This is a genomic window from Roseovarius halophilus (ex Wu et al. 2025) (assembly GCF_047086965.1).
On sequence record NZ_JBKOTX010000037.1, the window covers coordinates 1 to 17,671 of the forward strand.

Here is a 17,671-nt window from a genome sequence, read left to right on the forward strand (position 1 = left end):
GGGCGCGGGCCGCGGACGGCGGACGGGTATTTGGGCCGAGAAGAAGACCGGGGGCCGCGCGCGGCGCCCGCCGCCGTGGTCAGCCACCTGCCAGCGTGATCTGTGTGCCCCAGCCGGCGCAGAGATCCGCGAGCGGGCCGGGCAGCGGGGCGTCGGTGAAGAACCGGTGCACGTCGCGCAGGGAGCCGATGCGGACCGGGGCGCTGCGCTGGAACTTGGAATGGTCTGCCACGAGGCAGACCTCGCGCGAGTGGCGCAGGAGGGTCTGGCCCACCAGCACCTCCTCGATGTCGAAATCGAGCAGATCGCCGCCCTCGTCGAGGGCCGAGCAGCCGAGAATCGCGTGGTCGAAGCGGAAGCTTTCGATCGTGCGCGCGGTGAGCGTGCCCACCAGCCCGCTGTCGGCACGGCGCAGCGTGCCCCCGGCGACGACGATCTGGCAGGTCTTGTTGGCCAGCAGCGTTTGCGCGACGTTGAGGTTGTTGGTGACGACCATCAGGTTGTGGTGGTCGAGCAGTTCGCGGGCCACGGCCTCGGTCGTGGTGCCGATGTCGAGAAAGAGCGACGCCTCGTCGGGGATCGCGGCGGCGCAGGCGCGCGCGATGGCGGTCTTGGCCTCCTCGTTGAGGCGCCGGCGTTCCTCGTAGAGGATGTTGCTCACCCCCGAGGGCAGGATGGCGCCGCCGTGCACGCGTTCGAGCTTGCCGGCATTCGCCAGCTCGGTGAGGTCGCGGCGGATGGTCTGGACCGAGACCTCGAACCGGTCGGCAAGGCCCTCGACGGTGACCTTGCCCTCGGTCCGGGCAATTTCGAGGATGTCGGGATGGCGGAATGTCTGGGACATCTGGCGGGCTCCTGGAACGGTGCTTTCGATTATGTTCGGTTTCGTGCGATTTTCAACCTCGGTGCCGCGAAACGGCCGATCCGTGCGCGGTGAGGGGGTCGTGGCAGGGAGTGCTGCCCGGGAATTTCCCCGTGGAATCAAGCGCTGGGCGTAAAAACGAAAGAAAACGAACATTCGTTATTGACCATGGCGACATGGATATGCTTCGTTTGCGCTCACATCGCACCGAGGGAGGAGAGTGTGACCCAATCGCCCGGGACAAGGATTGTCGATCTGTTCGTGATCGGCGGCGGCATCAACGGCTGCGGGATCGCGCGGGACGCGGCGGGCCGCGGGCTGAGCGTCGAGCTGGCCGAGATGAACGACCTGGCGCAGGCGACTTCTTCGGCGTCCACCAAGCTGTTCCATGGCGGGTTGCGATACCTTGAGTATTTCGAGTTCCGCCTTGTTCGGGAAGCCCTGATCGAGCGCGAGGTACTGCTGCGCGCGATGCCGCACATAAGCTGGCCGATGCGCTTCGTCCTGCCCTACCACCGGGACATGCGGTTCGAATCCGAAACGCCCACGTCGCGCCTGCTGGGCCGGATCATGCCGTGGATGCGGGGCCGCCGGCCGGCATGGCTTATCCGGCTCGGCCTGTTCCTTTACGACCACCTCGGGGGGCGCAAGCTGCTGCCGGCGACGCGCACGGTGGACCTGACGACCGACCCGGCCGGGCGCGCGCTCAAGCCCGGCTTCTCGACCGCGTTCGAATACTCCGACTGCTGGGTCGAGGACAGCCGGCTGGTGGTACTCAACGCGCGTGACGCCGAGGCCCGGGGCGCGACGATCCACACGCGGACCCGGGTGGTGTCGGCCGAGCGGGAGGGCGAGCTGTGGCACATCGTGCTGGAGGATCAGGACACCGCCGCGCTGTACACGGTCGCGGCGCGTGGCCTGGTGAACGCGGGCGGTCCGTGGGTGGAGGACGTGCTGCGCAACACCCTGCGGGTCAATGCCGCCGACGGCGTGCGGCTGGTGCGCGGCAGCCATATCGTCACGCGCAAGCTCTATGATCACGAAAAGTGCTACTTCTTCCAGGGGACGGACGGGCGGATCATCTTCGCCATTCCCTACGAGGAGGATTTCACGCTGATCGGAACCACCGACGCGGAGCATCTGGACGTGCGGGAGAAGCCCGAATGCACCCCCGAAGAGGCCGAGTACCTGTGCCGCTTCGCCTCGGACTATCTGGAGACACCGGTGACACGCGATGACATCGTCTGGACCTATTCGGGCGTGCGGCCGCTTTACGATGACGGGGCCAAGTCGGCCACCGCCGCGACCCGTGACTACGTGCTCAAGCTGGACACGGGCGGGCCGGCGCCGCTACTCAATGTTTTCGGCGGCAAGATCACGACCTACCGGAAGCTGGCCGAGGCCGCGATGGCCGAGCTGGTGCCCTATTTCCCGCGGGCGGGCGCGGCATGGACGGCCGGGGCACCCCTGCCGGGCGGGGATTTCGCTGTTGACGGCGCGCCCGCGCTGGCCGAGCGTCTGATGACGCGGTATCCGTTTCTTGACGATTACTGGGCGCGGCGGCTCGTGCGCGCCTACGGCACCGACGCGGCCGAGATGCTGGGCGAGGCGACGACGGCCGAGGAGATGGGCCGCGATTTCGGCGCGACGCTGACGGCGCGGGAGGTGCGCTGGCTGATGCGGCACGAATACGCCCGCCGGGCCGAGGACGTGGTCTGGCGTCGCTCCAAGCTGGGGCTGCGGTTGACGGATGAACAGGTGGCCGCGCTGGACGCCTGGATGCTGGGTGAGGAGCGCGAAGCCGGGGATGTTTCCGCGGTGCGGAGCGCATGAGGACGATTAGGGAGGGGACATGTCTCTGACACTGGAGGGAGTGACCAAGCGCGTCGGGCAGGAGGTTCATATCCACCCCACGGACCTGACGCTCCGGGGTGGCACGATGAACGTGCTGCTGGGGCCGACGCTGTCGGGAAAGACGTCGCTGATGCGGCTCATGGCCGGGCTGGACGTGCCGAACGACGGGCGCATCCTGTGGCAGGACGAGGATGTCACCGGCCGCCGCGTGCAGGACCGCGCGGTTGCCATGGTGTATCAGCAGTTCATCAACTACCCGTCGATGACCGTCTACGACAACATCGCCTCGCCGCTGCGGCTTCAGGGGCGGCCGTCGGCCGAGATCGACGCGGCGGTGAGGAAGACGGCGGACCTGATGCAGCTTTCGCCGATGCTGGACCGCAAGCCGCTGGAACTGTCCGGCGGCCAGCAGCAGCGCTGTGCCCTCGCGCGGGCGCTGGTCAAGGATGCCGGGCTGGTCCTGCTGGACGAGCCGCTGGCCAACCTTGACTACAAGCTGCGCGAGGAACTGCGCGTGGAGATACCCAAGATTTTCGAGGAATCGGGCAGCATTTTCGTTTACGCAACGACCGAACCCGAGGAGGCGCTGCTGCTGGGGGGCAACACCGCCACCCTGTGGGAAGGGCGCGTCACGCAGTTCGGCCCGACGGCGGACGTTTACCGGCAGCCGGTCGATGCGACGACGGCGCGCGTGTTCAGTGACCCGCCGATGAATTTCCTGCAGGTCAGCAAGACCGGCAACAAGCTGATGTTCGGGGACGGGCAGGCGGCCCCCGCGGTGGGCAAGCTGGCCGAGCTGGACGACGGGCGGTACACGGCCGGGTTCCGGCCGAACCATCTTGAAATCGGCAGGCACAGCGCGGACGCCATGAAGTTCACCGCGAAGCTGGTCGTGACGGAACTGACCGGGTCGGAGACGTTCGTGCATCTCGATCATCACGGCGAACGCTGGGTCGGGCTGATCCACGGTGTTCACGACCTGGCGCTGGGTGGAGACCTCGATGTCTACCTTGATCCGGCGCATGTCTATGTCTTCGGCGCGGATGGCGGGCTGATCGCGCCCGCCGCCTATGCGCTGGCCGCTTGAAGGGGAGGGGAGAATGGCCAAGATCACGCTCGACAACCTTGCGCATTCGTACCTGCCCGATCCGGGCAGCGAAGCGGATTACGCGCTCAAGGAACTCAACCACGACTGGGTGGACGGCGAAGCCTATGCGCTGCTGGGCGCGTCGGGCTGCGGCAAGTCCACGCTGCTCAACATCATCTCGGGGCTGTTGCATCCCAGCCAGGGCCGCATCCTGTTCGATGATGTCGACGTGACCGACGCGCCGACGGCGCAGCGCAACATCGCGCAGGTTTTCCAGTTTCCGGTGGTGTATGACACCATGACCGTGCGCGACAACCTGGCCTTTCCGCTGCGCAACCGCGGGCGGGACGAGGCGTACGTGGCCGAGCGCGTGCAGGAAATCGGCCGCATGATCGGCATGCACGAGATGCTGGACCGCAAGGCGCGCGGCCTGACGGCGGATGCCAAGCAGAAGATCAGCCTCGGGCGCGGGATGGTCCGCAAGGACGTGAACGCGCTGCTGTTCGACGAGCCGCTGACGGTGATCGACCCGCACATGAAGTGGGAGCTGCGCACGCAGCTCAAGGCGTTGCACCATGAATTCGGCCACACGATGATCTATGTCACGCACGACCAGACCGAGGCGCTGACCTTTGCCGACAAGGTGGTTGTCATGCATGACGGACGGGTCGTCCAGATCGGCACGCCCGACGAGCTGTTCGAGAAACCCGCGCACACCTTTGTGGGATACTTCATAGGCTCGCCCGGCATGAACGTCATTCCGGCGCGCGTCGACGGGACCAGCGCCTATGTCAACGGGGCCGAGGTGCCGCTAGGCGCGGGGTACGGCCGGCCCGGCGGCAAGGTCGAGATCGGCGTGCGCCCCGAATTCGCCCGGCTGTCCGACAGCGAGGGGCTACCGGTGCGGATCCGGCGTGTCGAGGACGTGGGCCGCCACAAGATCGTGCGCGCGGAATTCTTCGGCAACGACATCAACATCATCGCCGGCGAATCCGAGCGGATCGCCGCGGATTCCGCGCGCGTCGTTTTCGACGCGCCCCATGTGAACGTCTATTCGGACGACTGGCGGGTCGCGCCCGACGGCGCGGGCGCCGGCCCGGTGGGGGAGGCTGCGTGATGCAGGAGAAAACGGTTAATCAAAAGGCATGGTTCCTCGTGCTGCCGGTGCTGGCGCTGGTGGCCTTCTCGGCGGTGATCCCGCTGATGACGGTGGTCAATTATTCCGTGCAGGACACGTTCGGCGGCAACCAGTTCTTCTGGACCGGGCTGGAATGGTTCCGGGAACTGCTGGATTCCGAACGGATGTGGAACGCGCTGGGCCGGCAACTGGCCTTCTCGGCGATCATCCTGGCGATCGAGGTGCCGCTGGGCATCATCGTCGCGCTGAACATGCCGAAAAGCGGCTTCTGGGCCAGTTTCTGCCTTGTCGTGATGTCGCTGCCGCTGCTGATCCCGTGGAACGTCGTCGGCACCATCTGGCAGATTTTCGGCCGGGTGGATATCGGGCTTCTGGGCTACACGCTCGACGCGCTGGGCATCCCGTACAACTACACGCAGGATTTCTTCGCGGCGTGGGCCACGGTGATCGTGATGGATGTCTGGCACTGGACATCGCTGGTGGCGCTGCTCGCCTATGCGGGGCTGCAATCCATCCCCGACGCCTATTACCAGGCGGCCAAGATCGACCAGGCGAGCCGGTGGAAGGTGTTCCGCTACATCGAGCTGCCCAAGATGCTGGGCGTGCTGATGATCGCGATCCTGCTGCGCTTCATGGACAGCTTCATGATCTATACCGAGCCGTTCGTCGTCACCGGCGGCGGGCCGGGCAATGCCACCACGTTCCTGTCCATCGACCTCGTGAAGATGGCACTGGGACAGTTCGACCTCGGACCGGCGGCGGCGTTCTCGATCATGTATTTCCTCGTGATCCTGCTGATTTCATGGGTGTTCTACACCGTGATGACCAACCTCGACAAAGCGGAGGGCAAGTGAATGGCCGACATGACCGCGAACCAGGCGCAGGCATCTGCACGGGGCATCAGCCTGCCCCGCGTCAACGGCCGCGCCGTGGTGATGACACTCTACCTCGTGTTCCTGATGCTGCCGATCTACTGGCTGGTGAACATGAGCCTGAAGACCAATACCGAGATTCTCGGGACCTTCTCGCTCTGGCCGCAGGACCTGACTTTCCGGAACTACGCCGTCATCCTGACCGATCCGAGCTGGTACATGGGGTATGTGAATTCGCTGATCTACGTGCTGCTCAACACGGTGATCTCGGTCGCGGTGGCGCTGCCGGCCGCCTATGCCTTCAGCCGCTACACGTTTCTCGGCGACAAGCACCTGTTCTTCTGGCTGCTGACCAACCGCATGGCGCCGCCCGCCGTCTTCGCGCTGCCGTTCTTCCAGCTTTATTCCAGCGTGGGGCTGTTCGACACCCATATCGCCGTGGCCCTTGCGCATTGCCTGTTCAACGTGCCGCTGGCGGTCTGGATCCTCGAAGGGTTCATGCGCGGCGTGCCCAAGGAGATCGACGAGACGGCCTATATCGACGGCTACGGCTTCGGCCGGTTCTTCGTGAAGATCTTCATGCCGCTGATCGCGTCGGGCATCGGGGTTGCGGCGTTCTTCTGCTTCATGTTCTCGTGGGTGGAACTGTTGCTGAGCCGCACGCTGACCAGCATCGACGCCAAGCCCATCGCCGCCACCATGACGCGGACGGTGTCGGCAAGCGGGCTCGACTGGGGGGTGCTGGCCGCGGCCGGGGTTCTGACCATCGTGCCCGGCGCCTTGGTCATCTATTTCGTGCGCAACTACATCGCCAAGGGCTTTGCCCTGGGGAGGGTGTGATGGGCGCGCCTTTCACCCACGCACCGACCACGCAAGAATTCGACAGGGAGGTCTGATCAATGGACTGGATGGCATGGACATGGCCCACTGCCGCGTTCTTCGCGGTCATCGCGGGGCTCCTGATCACCTTTTCGATCATCACGCTGAAGTTTCCCGAGACTCCGCGGCGGGGAATCCTGCAGATCGAGACGACACGCGGAGACCGTCTTTTCATCACGCTCCTGGGCTCGGCCTTCATCAATCTGGCCTGGCTCGGGATCGTCGGCACGCAGCAGCCCTTGGCGCTGATCGTCTGCCTGATCTACGCCGCGGCGGTGTTCCGCTGGGTCTGAGAGGGCATTGAAACGTCCCGCCCGGGGCGCCGGGCGGGATCAACTACCCGTTCATTTTGGGAGGAGAACTGAAAATGAGTCTACGCTTGAAATCGACCACCGCGCTGGCGGCCAGCCTGCTGGCCATGCCCGCCTTTGCCGGGATGGAGGAGGCGCGAGAATTCCTCGACGCCGAGATCGGCGACACCTCGTCGCTGAGCCGTGCCGAGCAGGAAGCCGAGATGCAGTGGTTCGTGGATGCTGCCGAGCCGTTCGAGGGCATGGACATCCGCGTCGTGTCCGAAACGATCACGACGCATGAATACGAAGCCAAGGTGCTGGCGCCCGCCTTCACGGCGATCACCGGCATCAACATCACCCACGACCTGATCGGCGAGGGCGACGTGGTCGAGAAACTGCAGACGCAGATGCAGTCGGGTCAGAACATCTATGACGCCTTCGTCAACGATTCCGACCTGATCGGGACGCACTGGCGCTATCAGCAGGTCCGCAACCTGTCCGACTGGATGGCCGGCGAGGGTGCCGACGTGACCAGCCCGACGCTGGACATGGATGACTTCATCGGCCTGAGCTTCACCACCGGTCCCGACGGCAAGGTCTACCAGTTGCCGACCCAGCAGTTCGCGAACCTCTACTGGTTCCGCTACGACTGGTTCAACCACCCCAAGAGCCAGGAGGATTTCAAGGCAGCCTACGGGTATGACCTTGGCGTTCCGGTGACCTGGTCGGCCTACGAGGACATCGCCGAGTTCTTCACCGGCCGCGACATGTCCTATGCCGGTGGTCCGTCGGACGAGGTGTTCGGCAACATGGATTACGGCAAGAAGGACCCGAGCCTCGGCTGGCGCTTCACCGATGCGTGGATGTCGATGGCCGGGATGGGCGACACGGGTGAGCCCAACGGCCTGCCGGTTGACGAATGGGGCATCCGGGTGAACGAGAACAGCCAGCCCACAGGGTCCTGCGTGGATCGGGGCGGCGCGACCAACAGCCCGGCCGCGGTGTACGCCATCGAGAAGTACACCAAGTGGCTGCAGGAATACTCGCCCCCGGCGGCGGCCGGCATGACCTTCGGCGAGGCGGGTCCGGTTCCCGCGCAGGGCAATATCGCGCAGCAGATGTTTTGGTACACGGCGTTTACCGCCGACATGGTGGGTGACGGCGCCGATGCCGTGCTGAACGATGACGGCACGCCCAAGTGGCGCATGGCCCCCAGCCCGCACGGCGTGTACTGGGAGGACGGCATGAAGGTCGGCTACCAGGATGCCGGCAGCTGGACGCTGATGAAGTCGACCCCGGCCAAGCGTGCCAAGGCCGCGTGGCTGTATGCGCAGTTCGTCACCTCCAAGACGGTGGACGTCAGGAAAAGCCACGAGGGGCTGACCTTCATCCGGGAAAGCACGATCGAGCATGACAGCTTCACCGAGCGCGCGCCCAAGCTGGGCGGTCTGGTCGAATTCTACCGCAGCCCGGCGCGCGAGCGCTGGTCGCCCACCGGGACGAACGTGCCGGATTACCCCAAGCTGGCGCAGCTGTGGTGGCAGAACATCGGCGACGCGTCCTCGGGCGCCAAGACGGCCAAGGCGGCGCTGGACAGCCTCTGTGCCCAGCAGGAGCGCGTGCTCGAACGGCTGGAACGGGCCGGTGTGCAGGGTGATCTGGGGCCGAAGCTCAACGAGGAGCGCGACCCCGACTACTGGCTGAGCCAGCCCGGCGCCCCCAAGGCGCAGCTGGACAACGAAGCCGAAGAGCCGGTCACGATCCCCTACGACGAGCTGGTCGCAAGCTGGCAGTAACGGCGGCTTCCGGGGACGGTCCCGCGGGGCCGTGCCCGGACCTGCCTGCCTGCCGGGCCGGGTGCCCGGCAGGTCCGGACAGCGGCCGCCGCGCCTTGGCGGCCGCTTTTTCATGAATGATCACACAGGGCCTGAGCCATGAGCCATATACTCGCCATCGACCAGGGCACCACGTCGAGCCGCGCCATCCTTTTCGACGCGCGGATGCGGATCAAGGCGGTGTCGCAGGAGGAATTCGCCCAGAATTATCCGGATTCGGGCTGGGTCGAGCATGATGTCGACGATATCTGGGCCACCACCGCCGGCACCTGCCGCGCGGTGATCGAGCGTGCGGGCCTGACGGCGCACGACGTTGCGGCCATCGGCATCACCAACCAGCGGGAAACGACCATCGTCTGGGATCGTCGGACGGGCGCGCCCGTCCATAACGCCATCGTCTGGCAGGACCGGCGCACCGCCGATTTCTGCGCCGGGCTGCGCGAGGCCGGTCACGGGCCGATGATCAACGAAAAGACGGGCCTGCTGCTGGACCCGTATTTCTCGGGCACCAAGCTGCGCTGGATCCTCGAGAACGTGGAGGGCGCGCGCGAGCAGGCAGAGGCGGGCGAGCTGCTATTCGGCACGGTGGACAGCTACCTGATCTGGAAGCTCACCGGCGGCGCGGTGCATGTCACCGATGCCACCAACGCCGCGCGCACCCTGTTGTACGACATCCGCAAGGGCCGCTGGAGCCGCACCATCTGCGACCTGCTGGACATTCCCATGGCGATGTTGCCCGAGGTCCGCGACAGTTCGGCCGATTTCGGGGAAACACGGCCCGATCTGCTGGGCCGGGCGATCCCGATCCGGGGCGTGGCCGGAGACCAGCAGGCGGCGACCGTGGGGCAGGCGTGTTTCCGCCCCGGCATGTTGAAATCGACCTATGGCACGGGATGTTTCGCCCTGTTGAACATCGGGACGCAGCCGGTGGTTTCCGACAACAGGTTGCTGACCACGATCGCCTACCAGCTCGACGGGCAGCCGGTCTATGCGCTCGAGGGGTCGATCTTCGTGGCGGGGGCGGTTGTGCAGTGGTTGCGCGACGGGTTGCGCATCATCCGTGACGCGGCCGAGACACAGCCGCTGGCCGAGCGGGCCGACCCGGCGCAGAACGTGGTTCTCGTGCCGGCCTTCACCGGGCTGGGCGCGCCCTACTGGCGGCCCGAGTGCCGGGGCGCCGTGTTTGGCCTGACGCGAAATTCCCGCCCCGAGGAGTTCGCCCGCGCGGCGCTGGAAAGCGTGGGCTACCAGACCCGCGACCTGCTGGAGGCCATGAAGGCCGACTGGGCCGGCGCCGGCGGCGCCGACGCACGGGCCGAGGTGGCCACGCTGCGCGTCGATGGCGGGATGAGCGCCTCGGACTGGACCATGCAGTTCCTTGCCGACATCACCGGCGCGCCTGCCGACCGGCCGGAGGTGCTTGAAACCACCGCGCTCGGCGCGGCGTGGCTGGCGGGCATGGGCATCGGGCTGTATCCGGGGCCGGAGGAATTCGCCAAGACGTGGTCGCTGGAGCGGCGTTTCACACCGGCCATGCCGTCGGAGATGCGCGACCGGAAATACGCGGCGTGGGGCCGCGCTGTGGAGGCAACCCTGGCGTTCTGACATATTCTTCACCAAAGCGTTTGCAGTTGGGCAGGCGTGATGTCTTGTTGGTCGTCCTGCCCGGGGCTACGTTAAGCGCACGGGCCACGTCGGCCCTATGTGAAGGGAGATGGCATGTCCGCACAGGTATCCGCGGTTATCCCCGCCCGGAACGAGGCCGCAACGATCGGGCGTGTCGTCGCCACATTGCAGCGGCTCGAGGCCGTCGCCGAGGTCATCGTGGTCGACAACGGCTCGGATGACGCGACGCTGCAGGCCGCCGGCGCCGCCGGCGCGCGAACCCTGCACGAGCCCGTGCCGGGCATGGGTCACGCGCTGAAAGCCGGGTTCGCCGCCGCACGCCAGGACTGGATCCTCAAGATCGACGCCGATCTGGACCGGGTCGATATCGGGCGTATCGCGCGGCTGCTGGACGCGCGCGCCCCCGATGTCGGGTTGATCAAGGGCGCGTGGCATGATCCGGCGGATGACATGCCGATGACGCGACTGCTGGTGAAGCCGGCGATCCGGCAACTGGCCCCCGCGCTGGCCTGGCTCGCCGCGCCCAACTCCGGGATCTACGCCTTCAGGCGCGGGTGCATCGCGCATGAGGAGTTGACCGGCGATTACGCTGTTGATCTCGATGTCATGCTGCGGGTCCACGCGGCAGGCGCGCGCATAAGCGAAGTGGATATCGGACGGATCGTGCACGATGCCCGGAGCCGGGACCATTACAGCGCGATGGCCGACACGATCATGGCGTTCTTCATGCAGGTGCATGAGCGCCGGTTGACGGATGAAACCGTGATCCTTGCCGATCATGCGGACGATGTCGTCGAGAATGCCCTTGGCCTTGCCGCCGACCGGGCAAGCGCCGGGGCGGCGGTGACGATCTTCCTTGGCGAAAGTCACGGGGCCGCCGCTGATGTCTTGCGCACGGCGCTGTCCCGCTTCCCCACGGCGCGCGTCGCGGCGATGTCCGAGACCGGGCATTTCCAACCGCGGCCAACGTCGCGCCGCCTGTCCCTGATCTCGCCCTATCCATCGGTAGATGCGCGCGTGACACTTGCGGCGCTGCGGATGGCCGACAGAACTGGCAGCGCGCTGTCCCCCCGGCTGTTGCTGATGCCGAGCGCGCACGGGGGAGGGGAGGCGCTCAACTGGTTCACCCCCGACACCGTGCTGACGCCGGGGCGGGGCGGGAGGATCAAGCAGACGGCGCTGGACGCGATGGGGCTTGGCCGCGGCGGTCGCGACGCGCGCGAGCCGTTCCAGAGCTTCGCGTCGTTGCCGGATACGCTGAAACAGGGGCTGGTGCGAGACGCGCCCGAGACCGCGTCCGGTCCGGCCTGAGCGGCGGTTGCGTGCGGGCGCGCGTCACCGACCCGACCGCTTCCTTTCGGGACAGGCCAACCCGCCGCGGCGCGCCGGCAACCGCGTCGGGGGATGACCACGGGGGGCCGCCGTCACGCGCCCTTGAAATTGATCCGGCATTCGGTTTCCAGCATCCTGCCCGTATCGACGTCTTCGCCGTCCTGCGCCGTTTCGGCCTCTGCGTCGGCGGTTTCGGCCTCTTGCGTGGCGGCCCGCCGGCGCAGGCGGCCATACTGACCGATCGCGATGCCGAGCACGATCAGCGTACCCCCCGGCACAAGGCCCGGCCCCGGGTTTTCGCCGAGGAGAACCATCGCGATGACGAGCGCGGCCAAGGGCGAGAACGACGTGGCCAGCGACACGTCGCCTGACGTCGCATGCTTGAGCCCGAGGTTCCACGAGAACTGACCCACGATGATGACGATGATCGCGTAAACCCAGACCCATTTCCACACGACGGCCGTGAATATGTCCTGAAAATGCATCGACCCGTAGAGGTAGAGCGCGAGTACGTAATAGATCATCGCGCCGACAACGGTGCGGTAGATCGAGAAGATCCCCAGCGGGATGCCCTGAAGCCCCGTGCGGCTGATCAGTGTCGAGGCGATGAAGGACAGCGTGGCGCCCGCCGTCGCCAGTTCCCCGAGGCCGAATGCGAAGCTCGCATCGCCCCTCAGCACGAAGATCACGCCCGCGCCGCACAATGCGATGAGCCCGGCGGCCAGCGCCCACCGATCCAGCTTCTCCCCCAGGAACAGCCAAGTGGCCAGCAGGAAAAGCGGCGGCTCGATGCGGCCGACGAGGACCACGTTCGTGACCGAGGTTTGTTCCAGCGCGACGAAGAAAAGCGCCGGGGTGAGCGCCGAGGACAGGGCGGCGGAGACGCTCAGCACGGTCCAGTCCTTGGCCGACAGCTTGCGCAGGTTTTCCCACGTCCAGTCCTTGTAGAACATCAATACCATCGGAACCAGCGACAGCAGCGACCCGAGAAACAGAAGGTTGCAAAGGGTTACGGCATTGCGCCCGTCGACGGGGTTCTGCCGCCCGATCTCGGCCAACAGCGACACGATGGAATTCGACGCGGCATAGACGATGACGGCAAGCCAGACCAGCCCGGCCCCGAGCAGCGCGCGGGAGACTGGCGAGTTCGTTTCTGGTTCGGCATGGCTCATGAACACTGATCCCTTGCGGCGTGCATGGTTGTCCCGGCCCGAGTTGTCATGCATCCGGCGACATGGCGCAAGGCGCTGGCGGACACGGCTTTTCACGTTGTCGGCAGGGCGCAGAAACATTGTTTCAGCGGTCCCGCAGGCTGTCACGCTGGCGTGCAAGCTCGTGTGTTTTCTTGAAAAGGCGCGCCTTGCACGGCCATGCTGGACCTGGCACCTGCCCGGGGTGACCGCGAACCGAAGGGAGCACGCATGATCGAGGGAAACGACGAATCTACACGGCGGATCGTCACGATCTATGACGACATCTATGACAGGCCCGATGCGCGGGCCTATTACCGCGCCATGGACGCGGCCGGGTTCCGGACCGCGCATCACGCGGCGGATGGGTTTGCCGCGGCGCTGTCCGCGGTCAGGGCCCGTCGGGGCGGCGGGGCCTGTAAGATCTTGGATTTCGCCAGCGGCTACGGCATCGCCGCGGCGCTGTTGCGTCATGACCTGACCCTTGACGACGTGCTGGCGCGGTATCGTGACCCGTGGTTCGACGCGGCCACCCAGCCGGAGGTGATCACCGCGGATGCCCGATGGTACCGGGCCCGGCGCATTGACCGGCAGAACGACGTTCACGTCGGTATAGATGTTGCCGGTAACGCGCTGGCCTATGCCCGGTCAGTGGGCATTTTCGACGCGGTTTTCCCCGAGAACCTGCAGGCTGATACCATGAGCGACGCCCTGCGCGATGCCATGGCGGATTGCGACCTGATCGTGGAATGCGGCAGCGTCGCGCACCTGCTGCCCCTTGCGCTGGACCGGCTGTTGCAGGCGGCCCCCGGGCCCAAGCCCTGGATCGTGACAGCGCCGATCCGTGGCAACGACAGCGCGGCGGCCTTCGATGTGATGCGCCGGCATGGCCTGCACGTCGACGGCATGGGCGATCGGCCCTTCCGCCATCGCCGGTTCGCCGACAGCGCGGAACAGGCCCTGGCCATCGAAAACGCCGCCGCGCGCGGCCACGATACGGCCGGGATTGAAAGCAACGGTTTCTTTCATGCGCAGCTTTACCTTGCCCGCCCGGTCTCCGAAACCGGGGCCGTGCCCGGCTGGACGCTGCGGCCGGTGGCGTAGCCACCGGGCCGGCGGTCAGACACCGTAATAGGCGCGGTACCAACGCACGAAAAGCGCCACGCCGTCGCGCACGGGGGTCTGCGGGCGGTAGCCTGTCAGCGACTTGAGCAGCGATGCGTCGGCCCACGTGGCGGGGACATCGCCGGTTTGCATCGGCAAGTAATTGCGGATCGCGTCGCGGCCCAGTTCGGCCTCGATCGCCGCGATGAAATCCAGCAGGCGCACGGTGTCCGAATTGCCGATATTGACCACGCGGAACGGCGCGGCGGGGCTCAGGCTGTCGCCGGCTACCGCCGTTTCCGGCCCGCCCGGCACCACGTCGATCAGGCCGCGGATCCCGCGGACGAGGTCATTCACGTAGGTGAAATCGCGCCACATCTCGCCGTTGTTGTAGATGTCTATGGCGCGGCCTTCGAGGATCGCCTTGGTGAACTTGAAATAGGCCATGTCGGGCCGCCCCCACGGGCCGTAGACGGTGAAGAACCGGAACATGGTCGTGGGCAGGTCGTGAAGATGGGCATAGGCGTGGCCCATCGCCTCGGTCGCCTTTTTCGTGGCGGCGTAGATCGTCAGCGGCGTGTCGGCCTTCTGCCCTTCGCCGAAAGGCATCTCGGTATTCGCGCCGTAGACCGAGGACGTGGACGCCATGAGCAAGTGCCGCGGCCGCGCCGCGCGCGCGCATTCCATCACGTTGAACGTGCCCGTGACGTTCGTGTCGACATAGGCACGCGGGTTGTCGAGGCTGTAGCGCACACCCGCCTGCGCGGCCAGATGCACGATGACGTCGGGCGCGGCCCGGTCCACCGCGTCGCCAAGCGCCCGCATGTCTTCCAGCTGCGCCTCGGTGGCGGTGAACCGCTCATGTTGGCGTAGCATCGCGTGCCGGCGCTGCTTGAGGCCGGTGTCGTAGTAGTCGGTCAAGCCGTCATACCCGGCCACGTGCCAGCCCTCGTGCAACAGCGCCTCGGCGAGGTGATAGCCGATGAAACCCGCCGTGCCGGTAATGAAGGCGCGTGTCATGGTGCCCCCCGCCGATGCGCGGCCGGTGGCGCGGAACAGGGGCCGTCGTCCCCGTCAATGTCGAAGCGGCCGATCACGGGGTTCCGGTCAGTCGAATTGCTGGCTGGTCAGGGCGCGGTGTATTTCCCGGCGCACCAGCTTGCGCACGTTGCGGGTGATGCGCTCGCCCAGTGCCCCCTGCAATTCCTGCCGGACAAGTTCGCTGACCATGTCGCGCAGCGCCTCCTCGTCGATCAGGGTATCGTCCAGATACTCGAAGGCGGTTTCGTCCGCGCCGCGTTCCGTGTCGTGCCGTCCGTCCGCGGGCGCGTCCGTGGCGGTTGTCCCCGACGGCCCGGGCTCAGCCGTGCCGCCATCCTCGGCGAACGGGCCGGTGTCGGTGTCCGTGTCAGCTGCGTCTCGGGGAGTGTCGTGATCCGCCGCCGGGGCAGCGGTGGTGTCGGACCATGGCAGCGGTTCCACGTTGCCGCCGGAATACGCGTCCTCGGATTGTCCGTCAGGTTCCCAGTGGTCGTCACGCGCGGCGATCGCGGCCTCGAACGCTGCGACACGCTGCTGCAACTCCTCGTTGTCGACCGCGTCCTCGAAGGGGGCGGCGTCCGGGTTTTCGCTCTCCTCGGCGGCGGTCGCGTCGGGGCTTGGCATGTCGGTTGCGGCCTCCAGCACCTCGCCAAGGGTTTCCGGCTCCGCCGCCTCGGACCCGATGTCGGCCAGTGGATGGTCGGATGCGGTGTCATCCTCGTGCGCCTCGACCGCGTCCGCGGGGGGGGCGTCGACGTCATGTCCGGCATCCTCGCTGGCATGATCGGCGGCGTCCGGTGCGTCATCGGGCAGTGCCGCCTCCGGATCATCGCCCGTCGCGGCGGGTGTCGCACCCGCGTCAGCCGGCGGCGCGCCGGGATCAGTGGCGGGCGCGGCGCTTTCATCCACGCGCAATGACGGCGTCAGGACGAGCTTGTCAGTGGCGTCTTCCCGATCGTCCGCCGCGGCGTTGCCGGCCGCCTTATCCCGTTCCTCGTTGGAAACCAGCCTGCGGATCGACGACAGAACGTCCTCGATTTCAACATTGGACACCGGGTCTGACATGTTTCGATACCACTCTTGCCTCGGCTCAGCTTACCCCGGAGCCGGTTTTCACACAACAGATTACAGCGTGTTTTAATCTTTGCTCAGGGCGCGCAGCACGCGGTCCAGCTTGCGGCCCTGCTTGCTGGCCGGGACGGGTGCATCCTTGACGAGGTTGTAATAGGCGCTCGGGTCGTAGGTCTGCACACCAAGGTTGAGGTCCTTCGCCGTGAGCTGGCCCATGGCGGCAAGCACCGCGTAGGAGGCGATGTAGACATCCGCGTCGGACGAGATGACGTTGGCCCGGGCGTTCAGCAGGTCCTGCTCGGCGTCCAGCACGTCGAGCGTGGTCCGCGCGCCGAGCTTGGCTTCCTCGCGCACCCCCTCGAAGGCGACCTCGGCGGCGCGGACTTCCTCGCGGCTGGCGTCGCGGCTCGCGCGGGCGGCGCGCAGGTTGGCATAGGCGTTGCCGACATCCTGCAGGATGCGCAGGCGTACCTCGTGCAGGTTGCCGCGCTGCGCGTCGCGCTGTGCCATCGCCTGCCGCTGCGCCGAGCTCAGCCGGCCGCCCCGGTAGATCGGCCCCGTCACCTCGACCCCGAAGGACCCGCTGCGGTTGTAGTCGGTCTCGCCGAATTCCTCGGTCACGCCGACACGGCCCGTCAGGTTGATCGTGGGCTTCATGGCGGCCTTGGCAACCCGCACGTTCAGGTCGGCCGCCGCGACGTCATGCTGCGCGCTGAGAAGCTCGGGATGCCCCCGCACGGCCACGTCGCGCGCCCGGTCCGTCTGGCCCGGGATATTCGGCAATTGCCGCGGCGGGCGCAGGGTGCCGGGGGCGCGGCCCACCACGGCGCGATATTCCTCGACCGCCTGCCGGTAATCGCCCTGCGCCGCGGCAAGCCCGCTCTGCGCCGCGGCGACCCGGGCCTCGGCCTGCGCGACATCGGTGCGCGTGACCTCGCCCACGTCGAACCTGTCCTGCGCCGCGCGCAACTCCCGGCGCAGCAGCCGCAGGTTGTTTTCCCGCAGCGTCACGAACTCGGCGTTGCGGATCACGTTCATGTGCGCCTGAACGGCCCGCTGCAGCACTTGCTGTTCGATGCTGATGAGGGTCTGGCGCGTGGCAAGCACCGTTTCCTTGGCCGCCTCGATGCCCAGCTGGGTGCGGCCGAAATCATAAAGCAGCAGGCTGGCGGTGATCCCGAGGTTGGCCGTCGTCGACGCGGTCCCGCTGGTGCGTCCGAAACTGTTGCTGCGGCCGAAATTCCGCGTGAAATCGCCGGTCCAGTTGATGATCGGTCGCAGGCCCGCGACGGTTTGCGCGACGTCCTCGTCGGCCGCGCGGAGAAGCGCGCGATTCTGCTCCAGCAGGCCGCTGAATTCGTAGGCATCGACGAGCGTGTCGGCCAGTGTCTCGCCCTTGGCGCCCGCCGGCACCACCAGTGCCATGCCCACCGCCAGGGCCGCGCCCCAGGATCTGAGTTTCGCAAGCATGAGCATCGCAGTCTCCA

Annotated in this window: 15 protein-coding genes; 10 read left to right on the top strand and 5 right to left on the bottom strand. The window is 66.7% G+C overall.

Annotated elements, in window-relative coordinates:
- Positions 1 to 79: 79 nt before the first annotated feature.
- Positions 80 to 844 carry a DeoR/GlpR family DNA-binding transcription regulator gene (locus tag ACH107_RS09845; RefSeq protein WP_412505703.1) on the bottom strand — a complete coding sequence of 255 codons (765 nt, stop codon included), beginning with the start codon at positions 842 to 844 and terminating at the stop codon, positions 80 to 82.
- Positions 845 to 1,063: 219 nt separating this feature from the next.
- Here ACH107_RS09845 and glpD point away from each other — a divergent pair, with 219 nt between their 5' ends.
- The 9 genes from glpD to ACH107_RS09890 all read left to right on the top strand — a co-directional run bounded on the left by glpD (position 1,064) and on the right by ACH107_RS09890 (position 11,757).
- The gene (gene glpD, locus ACH107_RS09850) at positions 1,064 to 2,695 is read left to right on the top strand and encodes a glycerol-3-phosphate dehydrogenase (protein ID WP_412505731.1); all 1,632 of its coding nucleotides are present in this window, start codon (positions 1,064 to 1,066) and stop codon (positions 2,693 to 2,695) included.
- Between the two features lie 19 nt (positions 2,696 to 2,714).
- A complete protein-coding gene (locus tag ACH107_RS09855) occupies positions 2,715 to 3,803 on the top strand; it encodes an ABC transporter ATP-binding protein (protein ID WP_412505704.1) in 1,089 nt (362 codons plus the stop codon).
- Between the two features lie 13 nt (positions 3,804 to 3,816).
- Positions 3,817 to 4,920: an ABC transporter ATP-binding protein gene (locus ACH107_RS09860; RefSeq protein WP_412505705.1), complete on the top strand. Its 1,104-nt coding sequence runs from the start codon at positions 3,817 to 3,819 to the stop codon at positions 4,918 to 4,920.
- Entirely contained in the window at positions 4,920 to 5,795 is an 876-nt protein-coding gene (locus ACH107_RS09865; protein ID WP_412505706.1) for a carbohydrate ABC transporter permease, read from the top strand. The genes ACH107_RS09860 and ACH107_RS09865 overlap by 1 nt, the downstream gene beginning before the upstream one ends.
- The gene (locus ACH107_RS09870) at positions 5,796 to 6,653 is read left to right on the top strand and encodes a carbohydrate ABC transporter permease (RefSeq protein WP_412505707.1); all 858 of its coding nucleotides are present in this window, start codon (positions 5,796 to 5,798) and stop codon (positions 6,651 to 6,653) included.
- A gap of 59 nt (positions 6,654 to 6,712) precedes the next feature.
- Positions 6,713 to 6,985 (top strand): DUF2160 domain-containing protein, encoded by a 273-nt coding sequence (locus ACH107_RS09875; protein ID WP_412505708.1) that lies wholly within the window; start codon positions 6,713 to 6,715, stop codon positions 6,983 to 6,985.
- 74 nt (positions 6,986 to 7,059) lie between these two features.
- On the top strand, positions 7,060 to 8,781 hold the full coding sequence (locus ACH107_RS09880; protein ID WP_412505709.1) for an ABC transporter substrate-binding protein: 1,722 nt from the start codon (positions 7,060 to 7,062) through the stop codon (positions 8,779 to 8,781).
- 138 nt (positions 8,782 to 8,919) lie between these two features.
- The gene (gene glpK, locus ACH107_RS09885) at positions 8,920 to 10,425 is read left to right on the top strand and encodes a glycerol kinase GlpK (protein WP_412505710.1); all 1,506 of its coding nucleotides are present in this window, start codon (positions 8,920 to 8,922) and stop codon (positions 10,423 to 10,425) included.
- A 114-nt stretch (positions 10,426 to 10,539) separates the two neighbouring features.
- A complete protein-coding gene (locus ACH107_RS09890) occupies positions 10,540 to 11,757 on the top strand; it encodes a glycosyltransferase family 2 protein (protein WP_412505711.1) in 1,218 nt (405 codons plus the stop codon).
- A gap of 113 nt (positions 11,758 to 11,870) precedes the next feature.
- Here the strand turns inward: ACH107_RS09890 and ACH107_RS09895 are convergent, their stop codons facing one another.
- On the bottom strand, positions 11,871 to 12,950 hold the full coding sequence (locus ACH107_RS09895) for a DMT family transporter (protein ID WP_412505712.1): 1,080 nt from the start codon (positions 12,948 to 12,950) through the stop codon (positions 11,871 to 11,873).
- 249 nt (positions 12,951 to 13,199) lie between these two features.
- On the opposite strand from ACH107_RS09895, the gene ACH107_RS09900 reads away from it, so the two are divergent.
- Complete coding sequence (locus ACH107_RS09900; protein ID WP_412505713.1) at positions 13,200 to 14,072, top strand: hypothetical protein; 873 nt, start codon at positions 13,200 to 13,202, stop codon at positions 14,070 to 14,072.
- 15 nt (positions 14,073 to 14,087) lie between these two features.
- Here ACH107_RS09900 and ACH107_RS09905 read toward each other — a convergent pair whose 3' ends face one another.
- The 3 genes from ACH107_RS09905 to ACH107_RS09915 form a co-directional block, all read right to left on the bottom strand.
- Positions 14,088 to 15,092 (bottom strand): SDR family NAD(P)-dependent oxidoreductase, encoded by a 1,005-nt coding sequence (locus ACH107_RS09905; RefSeq protein WP_412505714.1) that lies wholly within the window; start codon positions 15,090 to 15,092, stop codon positions 14,088 to 14,090.
- Between the two features lie 87 nt (positions 15,093 to 15,179).
- Positions 15,180 to 16,178, bottom strand: a complete 999-nt coding sequence (locus ACH107_RS09910; protein WP_412505715.1) for a hypothetical protein — start codon at positions 16,176 to 16,178, stop codon at positions 15,180 to 15,182.
- A gap of 72 nt (positions 16,179 to 16,250) precedes the next feature.
- Entirely contained in the window at positions 16,251 to 17,660 is a 1,410-nt protein-coding gene (locus tag ACH107_RS09915) for a TolC family outer membrane protein (protein WP_412505716.1), read from the bottom strand.
- Positions 17,661 to 17,671: the final 11 nt, after the last annotated feature.

Bases quoted from the DNA above. Each gene is read 5' to 3' on its own strand.
- ACH107_RS09845 (WP_412505703.1), bottom strand. From the start codon at position 844: ATGTCCCAGACATTCCGCCATCCCGACATCCTCGAAATTGCCCGGACC.
- ACH107_RS09855 (WP_412505704.1), top strand. From the start codon at position 2,715: ATGTCTCTGACACTGGAGGGAGTGACCAAGCGCGTCGGGCAGGAGGTT.
- ACH107_RS09860 (WP_412505705.1), top strand. From the start codon at position 3,817: ATGGCCAAGATCACGCTCGACAACCTTGCGCATTCGTACCTGCCCGAT.
- ACH107_RS09865 (WP_412505706.1), top strand. From the start codon at position 4,920: ATGCAGGAGAAAACGGTTAATCAAAAGGCATGGTTCCTCGTGCTGCCG.
- ACH107_RS09870 (WP_412505707.1), top strand. From the start codon at position 5,796: ATGGCCGACATGACCGCGAACCAGGCGCAGGCATCTGCACGGGGCATC.
- ACH107_RS09875 (WP_412505708.1), top strand. From the start codon at position 6,713: ATGGACTGGATGGCATGGACATGGCCCACTGCCGCGTTCTTCGCGGTC.
- ACH107_RS09880 (WP_412505709.1), top strand. From the start codon at position 7,060: ATGAGTCTACGCTTGAAATCGACCACCGCGCTGGCGGCCAGCCTGCTG.
- glpK (WP_412505710.1), top strand. From the start codon at position 8,920: ATGAGCCATATACTCGCCATCGACCAGGGCACCACGTCGAGCCGCGCC.
- ACH107_RS09890 (WP_412505711.1), top strand. From the start codon at position 10,540: ATGTCCGCACAGGTATCCGCGGTTATCCCCGCCCGGAACGAGGCCGCA.
- ACH107_RS09895 (WP_412505712.1), bottom strand. From the start codon at position 12,950: ATGAGCCATGCCGAACCAGAAACGAACTCGCCAGTCTCCCGCGCGCTG.
- ACH107_RS09900 (WP_412505713.1), top strand. From the start codon at position 13,200: ATGATCGAGGGAAACGACGAATCTACACGGCGGATCGTCACGATCTAT.
- ACH107_RS09905 (WP_412505714.1), bottom strand. From the start codon at position 15,092: ATGACACGCGCCTTCATTACCGGCACGGCGGGTTTCATCGGCTATCAC.
- ACH107_RS09910 (WP_412505715.1), bottom strand. From the start codon at position 16,178: ATGTCAGACCCGGTGTCCAATGTTGAAATCGAGGACGTTCTGTCGTCG.
- ACH107_RS09915 (WP_412505716.1), bottom strand. From the start codon at position 17,660: ATGCTCATGCTTGCGAAACTCAGATCCTGGGGCGCGGCCCTGGCGGTG.